This window comes from Alicyclobacillus acidiphilus NBRC 100859, from assembly GCF_001544355.1.
In the GTDB taxonomy this organism is placed as follows: domain Bacteria; phylum Bacillota; class Bacilli; order Alicyclobacillales; family Alicyclobacillaceae; genus Alicyclobacillus; species Alicyclobacillus acidiphilus.
The window spans coordinates 1-11,528 of record NZ_BCQI01000084.1; the positions used below are offsets into that span (position 1 = coordinate 1).

10 protein-coding genes and 1 riboswitch are annotated in these 11,528 nt (G+C 56.1%); of the genes, 4 read left to right on the forward strand and 6 right to left on the reverse strand.

All coding sequences use genetic code 11. From position 1 onward, the window contains the following. Positions 1 to 202 precede the first annotated feature (202 nt). From AAC01S_RS16900 to AAC01S_RS16910, 3 genes are read right to left on the reverse strand one after another with little or no spacing between them, the layout of a single operon-like run. Positions 203 to 2,668 carry a peptidoglycan-binding protein gene (locus AAC01S_RS16900; protein WP_067625231.1) on the reverse strand — a complete coding sequence of 822 codons (2,466 nt, stop codon included), beginning with the start codon at positions 2,666 to 2,668 and terminating at the stop codon, positions 203 to 205. A 23-nt stretch (positions 2,669 to 2,691) separates the two neighbouring features. Next, complete coding sequence (locus tag AAC01S_RS16905; RefSeq protein ID WP_067625234.1) at positions 2,692 to 4,119, reverse strand: hypothetical protein; 1,428 nt, start codon at positions 4,117 to 4,119, stop codon at positions 2,692 to 2,694. After that, positions 4,106 to 5,716, reverse strand: a complete 1,611-nt coding sequence (locus AAC01S_RS16910; RefSeq protein WP_067625236.1) for a DUF4855 domain-containing protein — start codon at positions 5,714 to 5,716, stop codon at positions 4,106 to 4,108. The genes AAC01S_RS16905 and AAC01S_RS16910 overlap by 14 nt, the downstream gene beginning before the upstream one ends. 290 nt (positions 5,717 to 6,006) lie before the next feature. After that, a riboswitch (cyclic di-GMP riboswitch) is annotated at positions 6,007 to 6,092 on the forward strand. Between the two features lie 470 nt (positions 6,093 to 6,562). Between AAC01S_RS16910 and AAC01S_RS16915 the strand changes: the two genes are divergently transcribed. Both AAC01S_RS16915 and AAC01S_RS16920 read left to right on the forward strand, forming a co-directional pair. After that, positions 6,563 to 7,558, forward strand: a complete 996-nt coding sequence (locus tag AAC01S_RS16915; RefSeq protein WP_067625239.1) for a hypothetical protein — start codon at positions 6,563 to 6,565, stop codon at positions 7,556 to 7,558. A gap of 27 nt (positions 7,559 to 7,585) precedes the next feature. Next, positions 7,586 to 7,975, forward strand: coding sequence for a VOC family protein (locus tag AAC01S_RS16920; protein WP_067625242.1), 390 nt, complete (start codon positions 7,586 to 7,588; stop codon positions 7,973 to 7,975). A 138-nt stretch (positions 7,976 to 8,113) separates the two neighbouring features. Here AAC01S_RS16920 and AAC01S_RS16925 read toward each other — a convergent pair whose 3' ends face one another. Genes AAC01S_RS16925 through AAC01S_RS20130 form a run of 3 tightly spaced genes read right to left on the reverse strand, consistent with a single transcriptional unit; the run spans position 8,114 to position 9,831 of the window. After that, a complete protein-coding gene (locus AAC01S_RS16925) occupies positions 8,114 to 8,896 on the reverse strand; it encodes an N-acyl homoserine lactonase family protein (RefSeq protein WP_067625244.1) in 783 nt (260 codons plus the stop codon). Between the two features lie 31 nt (positions 8,897 to 8,927). After that, positions 8,928 to 9,671, reverse strand: a complete 744-nt coding sequence (locus AAC01S_RS16930; RefSeq protein WP_217997855.1) for an SDR family NAD(P)-dependent oxidoreductase — start codon at positions 9,669 to 9,671, stop codon at positions 8,928 to 8,930. Between the two features lie 34 nt (positions 9,672 to 9,705). Next, positions 9,706 to 9,831, reverse strand: a complete 126-nt coding sequence (locus tag AAC01S_RS20130) for a hypothetical protein (RefSeq protein ID WP_281178146.1) — start codon at positions 9,829 to 9,831, stop codon at positions 9,706 to 9,708. Between the two features lie 74 nt (positions 9,832 to 9,905). Here AAC01S_RS20130 and AAC01S_RS16935 point away from each other — a divergent pair, with 74 nt between their 5' ends. Then, positions 9,906 to 10,169, forward strand: a complete 264-nt coding sequence (locus AAC01S_RS16935; RefSeq protein WP_083511914.1) for a hypothetical protein — start codon at positions 9,906 to 9,908, stop codon at positions 10,167 to 10,169. 82 nt (positions 10,170 to 10,251) lie between these two features. Further along, complete coding sequence (locus tag AAC01S_RS16940) at positions 10,252 to 11,478, forward strand: IS256 family transposase (RefSeq protein WP_067625249.1); 1,227 nt, start codon at positions 10,252 to 10,254, stop codon at positions 11,476 to 11,478. The last annotated feature ends 50 nt before the right edge of the window (positions 11,479 to 11,528 follow it).

Genomic DNA, 11,528 nt, shown 5'->3' on the forward strand with positions numbered 1-11,528 from the left:
TGAGACGCTTATTTCTCCGAAATCGGGTGGATCGTGGTGCCGCAGAGCAATTTAAGCGGCCTTGGGCTGCTTATTCACCGCATATGAGACGATTCGACACACTTAAGCGGCCCACGGCCGCTTATTCGGCGGAGCCGCCCCCGCGCCGCCCCCGCGCCGCCCCGATCACACCCCAGCCCCGCGCGCACCGACACCTCACCTATCACTGCTGCTGCACCAATTTGACGGTGCTTGCCGATACCAAGCCCGTCAACAAAGTGCCAGCGGCTTGTCCATTTGTATAAGCGGGCAGTTGCGAAGCAAATTGGATCTGATACATGCCGCTCGAAGCCTTCGTCGATGGGACGACCACGAAATCTCCGCTGTGCAGGGTGGCAATTTGCTGTGTGGGATTCGTTGCACTATAAACTGGGATGGATGTCTGCACCCCAGCGGGATTTTGTACATCGACCCGATAGACGTTGGAAAACTTCACGTATTGGGAATCCACCCAACCGTAGTTGACGACGTGGTACCACGGAACGACGTACCCGCCTGCCATGCCTTCCTCAATCTGATCCACGGCAATTTTCGTGTTGGGCGGAATCACGTTGACATCCGCGTTGGACTGCGAGGGCTGGATGTATGTCGTCCACATTTGGAAGCTCCAGACCCCATTCGGATTGGCCATATGCATGACTTGCGACTGGAACTGTTTGACGGCAGCCTCGGTCTGCGGACCGAACTGACTGTCGACCTGCAGGCCCGCATGAATTTGTTGGTTCAAAAATGTTTGCACTTCTGCGACAGGTTCACCGACGCTTCCGTTTTGCAACGGGCCGAAGAACTGATTCGTCATGCCGGAGGACATGGACGGAAAATACGGAATCCCGTTGTTCTTATAGTAGGAGTCGCTGGTCGTGGTGGCGGTTGCGCCGTTCAAGTAGTACACCGGCTCCGTCGTGCTCGAGGGCTTCGGTGCCGAATTGGTACTCTTGTATTGCGTGTAGGCGCTCACGCTCGATCCGACCGATGTCGCAAACTGGCTCATGAGCCCACCGATGCTGGTGGCCCAGTTGGGATCCGTCGCGTAGTGGACATTCATGCCTGAGAGTGTTGGCGAGACGTACTCGCTCCCGCCCGGTGTCAGATAGTTCGTGCGAACTTCCCACGCTTCGAAACGGATGGCGTAGTCGTCGCTCGGAAACAATCCCGCATCGCTGCCAGGATTGGAATCGTAGGCGCCGTATCCGTAGAGGTTGTTCTTCGCAAGCGCAATCTGACTTTGACCCCAGTAACTCTCCAGAATCGCGTGGGAGACCAGATAGTTTGCGTCGACGCTGTAGGTGCTTTGGCCGGCCATGAACGAAGCGCCAAGACCATTGAGCGGCGAGCTGTTGTTCAGAAGATACTTGTCGATCGACTGTTGATTGATGTTGCTCGGTGCGGCGTAGCGTAGATCGACATTCGTGAACGAGCCAGTTGCGCCATTGCTGCCGGTACCTGTCGTGTTCCCGGTCGACGTGTTATTGCCAGTCGTGTTCCCGGTCGATGTGTTGTTGCCAAACGGCGTTGTCTGAGTGCCATTGGCGCCCGTGGAATTGCCGAGCATGGAGCCGACGCTGTTGCCCGTCGTATTACCTGTAGAATTGCCCGTCGTGTTGTTCGATCCGCCGCTGCCGACTGAATTGCCCACCGCGCCCGTGGTCGTATTGTTTGACGATCCACCCGCGTCGATCGTTCCGGCACCCGATGAGTTCGCCGTGTTCCCGGTCGAATTGCCTGTCGCGTTCGACGTCGCATTGCCTGACCCGTTCGACGTCGCATTGCCCGTCGTGTTGCCCGAGCCGGATGTCGAGGATGTTTTGACGATCTGCGCTGGCGGCTTCAACGTCCAGGTCGTGCCTTGCCAACTGGAGGTGATGCCCGTGCGCGCCAACGCGTTCATCACGTACCAGACGGGCATGAACGTCGTCGGCTGGCCGGAGGCGGGATCGGCATAGACCACGGCGTTCACCCGCGCGACCACGGTGCCATTGATGGCGATGGCCGTGCTGCCTTTGCCGTACTGGATATTGGAGTAGTCGATCTTCAGCCCCGAGGACGCGGGAATTACGATGTTCCACACGTTGTTCTCCCAAGTGTGGGAAAAGCCAAGCTGGTCGAGCGTGGTCATCACGTACCAAATCGGCATATAGGCTGTACCCTGATATGTAAAGCCGTCAGGCGCGGTTACGACTTTGCCGTTTAAAACGATCTCCTTCTGCTCGATGGCAGAGACCTTCGGAGAACCTGTCGGCAGCGAGACAGGCGAGGTGGTGAGCGCCGCCATCGCGGTTGTGATGGCGCCCCAAGTCATGGGACCGACCACGCCATCCACTTCCAATTTATGCGCCTTTTGAAATGCCTTGACCTGTGCAGCCGTGTTCGCGTCGAACACGCCCGTCGCTTGGCCCACCGGAAAGCCGAGCGCGTTCAAGTCATTTTGCAGCGTCACGACAGACGATCCTTTGGAACCCAGTTGCAGTTCTGGCAAGGCGGCTGTCGCGGCGGCCGTCTTGGTGGTATGCATTGTCGTGTTCAAGAACGTCGAGTTGGAACCGCCCGTTTCCGCTGCAACGACGTTTGGCATAGCGATCGCGAGCAGTGTAGGCAAAGTCATGACGGCCAGCAGGCGATTCGTTTTCACAAGTGTACCTCCACTTCTCGAGCTCAGGAATTCACGTTGATGCGTTGCACGACAGGACCGTTTGGTCCGATAGAAATGGACAACTCACCGAGGACCACGGTACCGGAAAGTTGCGGCAGCATTTCGTTCACCGAAATGATCAACCCGTCCGCCGGAACCTGCACGACAGCGGACTTGCCAGATGGAATGTTGACGACACGGCTGTCGAACGAAGCGGCCGACTGCCAGCCCGTCTGTCCCGGTGCTTGATAACTCACATTCCCAATGCCCGTGATGTAGCTGAACATATCCTCACCGGACAGACTCGGGACGGAAAGGGTCCACTGGCCTGACTGATTTGTCAATTGGAGATTGTTAAAGAATTGATAGGTAGCGTCGATGGCAGCTTGAATCGCGTCGTTTGAACTGAAGAACGACTGCTTGTTGCGGGTGTCTCCGTCAAACGTGGCCACGGCTTCATCTGCAATGGGATAGCAAATCTGGTAGGTTCCCGATCCTGTTTCGACAAAACCTTGCTGATGACTCCCCAGATTCGACACCATCTCCGAAAATTCCTGCGGCGTGACGAAGTCAGTTTCCTGCAAGTTCGGCGGATTGAGACCAACGTCCGTCGCCCATTGATACGGCTCTTCTCCAGGTTGATAGACTGCATCCGCGGTCGTCATTCCGTACGCGTTCCACAGCATTTGATCCGCCGTTTGTACGCTCAGCGGATCGTAAGCGCCTGACAGCGTCGCGGATGGCGGTTGATAGATGCCCTTCTCAATCGCCGCATGGACGTCTCCCCATTCGGCATCTGTCGCAGGTAAATCGGTGTAGGGGCTCGGGCCGGACGGATCGGGCGAAATTCCGAACGCCTGATTGATATCGGAAATGAGCTGCCAAGTTTCCACCTCGTTGGACGGCAAAACTGGCGGCAGCGAGGACGCGTCGAGCGTCCACGTCGTTCCGTCCCACTGCGACTTCACGCCGACGCGCTGCAGGAGTTGCTGGATGTACCAAATTGGGATGAACGTCGTCGACTTTCCGGAAGCCGGATCGACCGCGGCGATGCCATTGACTTTGTGCACCAGCGTTCCGTTGATTTGAAGCGAGATGGCGCCCGATCCGACGTCGATATTCGACAGATCGACCGTGAACGACTTTGGCACAACGAGATTCCACACATTGTTGCTCCACGTGCTTTGGACACCCACCGACTGAAGAACGTTCATCACGTACCAAATGGGCATGTACATCGTCTGGCCTTCGGCAAAACCATACGGTTTCGTTTCGGTCGAAGTGGTGTCAGTCGAACTGCCCTTCAGGACGATTGCCTTCTGCTGCATCGTGTAACTTGACGCGGCTTTCGCTTTGCTCGCCGCCAAGGCGCTCGCCGAAGTCACGGACCAGCCAAGGCCAAGCGCGCAAAGAGCGAGGCCGCCTTTTATCCATCGACTACTGCGCTGCATTCAAATTCCCTCCGTTGATGAAACTAGCCGTCGTGTTGTATGCAATCCGTTCCGATCCAGTCGACTCCGCCGAAGTCAACAGCAGTTTGGAACCGTCGTAATACGCGTGAGAAACCTGATTCTCGCCCAAGCCGTCGGCACTCAGTTGCGCCAGCGAATTGTCGTACAACTGCTGGCTTGCGGAATCGATTCCAGCCAACTCGATCTCGATGCCGAGCCCCGCCGAGATCGCCGTGTTCGCAGCGGACGTCATCCGTTGCAGGTTGGCATTCTCACCCTGCTCCACGTAGTTCGGCTGAATCCAGGCCGCGGTAAAACCAAGCTGCTTCCAATCCCAAACACCGCCAGCGCCGTAGTACGGAATCCAAAATAGAGGCAGATTGACGCTCTTCGCCTCGTCGACCGCAAACTGAACCATCTGCTCTTCGCCAGGCATCGTCTCGCGGTACTGCTCTTCGTCCCAATACAAACCAACCAACTGCAGATTGGAGAAGTTCGCGCTTTGCCATCTGGAGATCAATTGGTTCAGATACCATTGTTCAGCGGCTTCGCGCGCTTGCACGCCGTTCGGATCGCTGCTCGAACCAGCGAAATTGATATCCGTTCCGTTCACTGTGCCAAAGTCGGAATTTCCATAGGCAAAGTAGGGAATGGACAAGACGACTTTTTCCTTGTAGCCCGGTCGGTTGAGCGCAGTGTTGCTGGCCGCGACGGCCTGGTTCAAGGCGCTCAACTGCTGTCCCGATTTGAACAAATCGTTCAGATAGTTGGTAAGCCCGCTGACCGTGTCTTTCACCGCCCCGTAAGGCAGGAACAAAATCGTGTCGAACAGCGGTTTCGTCATCTTCCCAGACTCGTCCTCGTAGGCGACCATAGGCTCGAAATCAGATTCGGACCACAGTCCGCTGTTTCCATTCGCGCCCGTTTCGACGAGCAGCATGTTGTTGATGCCATAGTCGTTGGGGGCAGAGGGACTCAGCGGTCCACTCTTCGTGGTCGTTGTCGTCACCGGCGTCAAACTGTTGGCATTCACGCCTTTTGCCGTTGTCGATCCCTGAATGTCCAAGCCATTCACAAACACCCAAACGTCGACCGGGATCGTGAAGCGCACAGCTGTCGCCTCCACCCCTTCGGCGTTGTTCCAAGAAAACGTCTGCGTCATCGTCTTCTGTTCGCTCAATGGTATCGCGGACGATCTCGCCCCCGCCGTATACCACTTGCCATTTTGTTCGAAGTCGAACTCCACATATTTCGGGAAATATACGCCAAGCGAGGGGTTTTGCAACGCGTTGATTTTCATGCCCGTCACATCGACGGCTTTCGGGAACGTCACCGTGATGGTTCGTGAACCTTGGTGGCTGAAGCCTCGCCAAGCCGATGTTCCGGTGAGACTGCCCTGATACTGCTGTTCTTGCTGTTGAAAGGTCGAATCGGCCTGTCCTTGGACCGCGACTGCGAGTGTGCCTAGACTTGTCAAATCCGATACCGTGGTCGTGGCTTGTCCTGTATCCGCGATCGCGACAGGCGCGGCGACTGCAAGCCCCAGGGACAAACCGCAAGCGACGCCGATTGCCCAAGGACGTAAAATTTTCTTCATGTGTCCATCCTCCAAGATGCCGTTATTGCTCCTACACTTCCGACGACAAACAAAACGACGACAAACAAACCCAAAATGTTACACGAAATGCGGTGTTTATCCAAACTCTCCTACATTTTTCGCCTTCCTAAGGAATTTTCAGACCGTCGATCACACCATTTTTCTGAATTTCTCCGACGACAAATGGACTTGTCGGCCGCCGCCAAGTTTGAAACAAGTTTGAAAAGAGTATTGACGTGAAGCTGGGTGTCTCATATAATCCAGTTAACATTTACTAATAGCATAGGTATTTTATTTGTGGACACGATGATCCCAGGCCGGTAATGTGGGCACATAGGCCTCGGGGGAGTGAGTTGTGCAACCGACCACCGCATTGTAGGTGGTTTTTTGTGTTGTACGACCTTTTTGTCACTCGTGCCATTCGCATGGTCGTTCTCTTTGCGAGATCGATTGCGTGTGTAGGTCAGAGTGGCCCACTCAGGGGTCAAAAGGGTAGTAGAGAGAAGAAAGTAGGTTCCATGCCTGACCACGCGCGTCCGAATCGGACAGCTGCCTAACGGGAGGAACCACAGACAATCAAACAAAGGATACAGCCCAGGGACGCACTCGCAGAGAGATGCGTCCTTGGTGCTTTCTGGCGCTGGTTGGGCATTCTCGCGTTCATCGCCATGGTTGTGGCAGAATTGCCACGAAACAAGGTAAATCGCTGAACCATGTCGAAAAAGAACACATTGCGCAACCAGAATTCGCTCAACACGGAGCACGATGCGAAACAAAATCGCGGCGCATGACGTCAGTAGTCATGAGAGAGCGGCGCATCTGCGCCGAATGCTGGGAGGCCCACGGATGAACAGAAGACAAACGAGATGGACTGCGGTTGCGGCCGTACTGGTTGGCGTAGGTTTGCTCGCTGGATGCTCAAGCAAGAGTACTTCCCCGCCTGCCACGAACCAAACCAATCAGGCCAATCTGACGAACACGACGAACACGGCGAATACGAGCAACGGAGGCTCCTCGGGCAACACGGCGCAAAATGCCGTCGGAAACTCGAGTGGCGCCAATTCGACTGGATCGAATCCGACAACCAACGGATCGAACGCGACCAATAGCTCCAAAACAACAAACAACACCAGCGTCAGCAACACGACTGGAACGAAGTCGGCATCGGCGTTTCCGGCCGTCGTCCAACAGGCGATGAATTCTCTAGGCACCAACGGCTTTAACGGCGCGGATGCCCCGGAGGACTTGCCGCAGCCAGCCACCGCGGGCGCCTCGCTCGTATACAGCGCCAACGAGACGACGCCGAGTTCGTCTGGGCCGCAGTTCTTGGCCGGTTATCACGTGGACATTGAGGCAGGATCGAAGACGATGGCGGCCTGGGAGGTGGATCACTTCGTAAGCAGCCAAACCGCGTCGGCCAGCGTAGCTTCGTTCGCAAGCAGCGCCAAGGGTTATGAGCCGCAAACCTCAGGAAACCCGACCCCCATCCTGCTGCCGGGCAACATCTCGGCCAACGGATCGATGAACAAAGACGGATCGGCCAGCGTCACGTGGACAAGCGGCGCGTGGAACTGCGAAGTGACCAACGAGGGTACGGAGGTAGCGCCAACGCCGGTGGCGGACCAGTTGGTATCCGCGCTGTCGCAAAGCAAACTGCCGACGCCGGACGGAACGGGCCGGATCATCGTCGACAGCGCGACAACTTCAGGCAGCACGGAAACCATCACGGTCGTCTGGAGCCAAGACGGCAACGTCTATCAAGTGGAAACCACGGACGCGGCCAACCAGCCAATCGCGGGCGCCTTGGCGATGGCGGGATCGATGCAGCCGTACTCGAACTAAAACCATGACAACAGGCAGGTGAGCGGTATGGGAATTCAAAAGATGGAACACGTGGGCATCCTCGCTCGGGACATGGATGTTTCCACCCAATTCTACTGTGATGTGCTTGGGCTGGAGGTCCGGAACAAGGTCGACGTCCGTCCTGGTTTTACGCTCGTATTTCTGGGATATCCCGATACCGACGAGACGCTGATTGAACTGGTGCCAAACACAGAGGAGTCTGCCGAAACGGGTATCGTCAACCATCTCGCTTTCACAGTGACGGAAATCGCCGCCGAAATGTCCCGCCTTCGCGGCCTTGGCGTGAAGTTCATGACCGATACTCCCCAGTCGCTTCCAGATGGCACACAGTACATCTTTTTCTATGGCCCAAGCGGCGAACACCTGGAACTGTTCCAACCGCCTGCCCGACGGTGAACTGCAACGGAAGTCCTGTCAAACCAAGAGGCACCCCAGGTACCGATGCGGGGTGCCTCCGTTCTGTCGAAGGGCTCACCGATGATAGTCACCCATCCCGCTCGGCCCGGGCCCCTCTCGCAGAAGGGCGAGTACCAACTAGTCAGCCCATTCGCCGTCGTGCGGGAAGCGTGCGAAATCGTCGGGATCGTGTGAAAAGACGAGTTCAACGCCCGCAGCCTCGAGCATACGCATTCGGTGATAGCTGTCTGTAACGCGTTCAATGCTCCAGTCAAATGGCATGCAGGCGAGCGATTGGTACGCGGCCTGCAAATGCGCCGAGTCCGCTCCGAGGAACACAGGGCCGCGATGTTCGAGACGGACGATCGCGGATTGGTGACCGGGGCTGTGCCCAGGCGTGGTGATGAGGCGGATCGAACCGTCGTCGAAAATATCCGCGTCGCCCTCCAACTGAATAAAGTGATAGCCTCGGGTATCCTTATAGTCGTTCAGGCAGTAGACGGCGGTCGAGAATGGATCCGGCCACCATGCGTAACGCAATTCCACCTTTTGTACGTAAAATTTTGCGTGAGGGAAGTGGGTCATGCCGCCGGCGTGATCGAGATGCATATGGGAGAGGATGACGTGCTTGACATCCGTCAACTTGTAGCCGAGCTTGTCCAACTGCCTGTCGATGGCCATGTCCCTCGTCAGTCCGCAGCCAAACGCCGCGCGGACACCAGGGCCCCAATACACTTCCGCTTCCTCCTCATCTGCCACGCGATAATTGACGCCTGTGTCAAACAGGATTACGCCGTGTTTCGGATGTTCAATGATGTACGCGGCTGTGGGCACAGTGATGAGGCCGGAGGACCCCGTCATCAAGACGCCCCTGTCCAACGTCAACGGCCCACAGTCCACTGCGGTGACACGAATACCCATGGAAATTCCTCCCCTATGTAGCGCGGTCTGTTTAATGCGCGGTATAACCACCGTCGATGACGAGTTCTGCTCCCGTGATGTACGACGCGTCATCCGATGCGAGGAACAGTACGCCTTTCGCCACTTCTTCCGGTTTCCCCAGCCGTCCCATGGGTGTGCCCGAAACGAGGATCTGATACCTATCTTCCGTCATGTTGGCGATCATCGGCGTATCAATAATGCCCGGATGCACTGAGTTGACGCGGATATTGGCCTTCGCATACTCGACCGCAGCCGTCTTGGTCAGCAGATGCACCGCTGCCTTCGACGCTTGGTACGCGGCTGATGCGCCGCTGCCGACGAGGGCGTAGATCGACGAGATATTGACGATGGACCCGCCGCCGTGTTCTCGCATGATCGGTACCACGCTCTGCATGCCGAGCAGCACACTCTTTGCGTTAATGTCCATCACGCGCGACCATTCCGCAGCCGAGGTGGCCTCCACCCCCGTACGACTCGTCACACCCGCGTTGTTGACAAGAATGTCAACGCTTTCAAACTTCGCGACAGCAGCATCTATGACAGACTTCCAGGCCAATTCGTCCGTCACATCGTGAACCAGCGGCAGGCATACGTCCTCCGCAAGGCCCAGCCGGTTCGGCAGTTCCAAGACCTCCGATAAAATATCGGTCACGACGATCGCGGCGCCTTCACTCGCGAACAACCGCGCCGCCTCATAGCCTTGTCCTCGTGCAGCCCCTGTGATGATGGCCACCTTTCCAGCAAGTCTCTTCAAGAACGCGTCTCCTCCTTTCGCCATACGAATGCTCTCATTGTAACACTACGGTGATCTTCACAATACAAAACATAAGATAGCGCTTCCAAGCGTTGAGGTGGAACGGCGCAGAGAGTTGGCGCGCATTGAGACGGTCTGGCCAGCCGGCCTTGCGCACCATGTATACCATCCTCCCCAGATGGCAACTAATACCTGAGTAAAATGCAAACACTGAATGTCAAAGGTGTTGTATGCGTGGAAAATTTCAGGAATATATCGAATCAATATCGACGTTATAAAGCGCACGTGAGTGTGCTTGGCACCACCCAATTGCATCTGCGCAACCCCTATATCATCGCCTGGTGGTCTGCCGCCTTCCCAGGGTTCGGCCATTTGCTCTTGGGCAAGTATTTGCGCGGATACATCCTCTTTATTTGGGAAGTGGTCGTGAATGTCCAAGCGGACATCAACGTTGCCATGGTCGATTCGTTCCGGTTAGAGTCTCAAGTAGTGGTGTAAATTACACGGCTGGATCTTGACGAAAAAGCCATCGAGTGCAATCTACTAAAAGTGACGAGCAAATAGTAGAGGAGGCACATCGATGGCTTCTACAGACAAGATCGCACTTTTGGAGTTAATTCGCAAGATCGGATTGGATGATGGGGATGTGGATTTCCTGAAGGAGGGGTTGAGAGTCCTCACCCAGGCGGTGATCGAGGCGGAGGTGAGCTCTCTGATTGGTGCTGATCGGTATGAGCGTAGTGAGAAGCGTAGCAACAGCCGCAATGGGCACCGAAGCCGGGAATGGGATACTCGTGTTGGAACGATGGAATTGCAGATTCCGAAGCTGCGTAAGGGGAGCTACTTCCCCAGTATCCTGGAGCCTCGACGCAAGGCTGAGAAGGCTCTTCTGTCCGTAGTTCAAGAAGCGTATGTCCATGGCGTGAGCACCCGTAAGGTGGATGAACTGGTCGAGTCTATGGGCATTCAGGGGCTCAGCAAGAGCGAAGTCTCTCGAATCTGTAAAGAGCTCGACAACGTAGTCCAGGACTTCAAGAACCGCCCATTGGAGGGGACATATCCGTACCTGTGGTTTGATGCTACGTTCCCGAAGGTGCGAGAGGGCGGACGGGTCCAAAGTATGGCGTTTGTCATTGCGATTGGGGTGCGGGACACCGGTGAGCGCGAAGTATTGGGGTTTGACATCGGCACCAGCGAAGATGGCTCGTTCTGGCTCACATTTATCCGCAGTCTGGTCGCACGTGGGCTGCGTGGCGTGCAGTTGGCGATCAGCGATGCCCATGAAGGGCTTCGCAGTGCGATTGGGTCTGCACTGACCGGAGCGACGTGGCAGCGTTGCCGTGTTCATACGATGCGCAACATTCTCAGCCAGGTGCCCAGAGCGTCACAGTCGATGGTTTCGTCCATCGTTCGGACGATCTTTGCTCAACCGACGCAGGAAGCCGCCAAACAGCAATTGGCCGTCGTTGTACAGCAGCTTCAGGGGAAATTCCCAAAAGCGATGGATGTCCTGGAACGTGCAGAGGAAGACGTACTTGCGTATATGGCGTTCCCAAAGGAGCACTGGAAGCAGATTTGCTCGACAAACCCGCTGGAGCGCCTAAATCGTGAACTCAGGCGGCGGTTTGATGTGGTAGGCATCTTCCCCAACCGAGAGTCCGTGACACGACTTGGCGGAGCCATTCTCCAGGAGCAGAACGACGAATGGATCGTGGCAAGACGCTACTTTAGCCGCGAGTCGATGGCGAAACTTATCGGCACGGATGAACAACAACTACTGGCACCAACGTCAGTGTTACATAAATAGCCGCACTATGTGGTTGCACTCAAAATTACACCACTTGACGGGACACTACC

What these genes read in the sequence shown, in the direction of transcription:
- AAC01S_RS16940 (WP_067625249.1), top strand. Translation starts at nt 10,252, where the DNA reads ATGGCTTCTACAGACAAGATCGCACTTTTGGAGTTAATTCGCAAGATC.
- AAC01S_RS16905 (WP_067625234.1), bottom strand. Translation starts at nt 4,119, where the DNA reads ATGCAGCGCAGTAGTCGATGGATAAAAGGCGGCCTCGCTCTTTGCGCG.
- AAC01S_RS16920 (WP_067625242.1), top strand. Translation starts at nt 7,586, where the DNA reads ATGGGAATTCAAAAGATGGAACACGTGGGCATCCTCGCTCGGGACATG.
- AAC01S_RS16925 (WP_067625244.1), bottom strand. Translation starts at nt 8,896, where the DNA reads ATGGGTATTCGTGTCACCGCAGTGGACTGTGGGCCGTTGACGTTGGAC.
- AAC01S_RS16910 (WP_067625236.1), bottom strand. Translation starts at nt 5,716, where the DNA reads ATGAAGAAAATTTTACGTCCTTGGGCAATCGGCGTCGCTTGCGGTTTG.
- AAC01S_RS16915 (WP_067625239.1), top strand. Translation starts at nt 6,563, where the DNA reads ATGAACAGAAGACAAACGAGATGGACTGCGGTTGCGGCCGTACTGGTT.
- AAC01S_RS20130 (WP_281178146.1), bottom strand. Translation starts at nt 9,831, where the DNA reads ATGGTGCGCAAGGCCGGCTGGCCAGACCGTCTCAATGCGCGCCAACTC.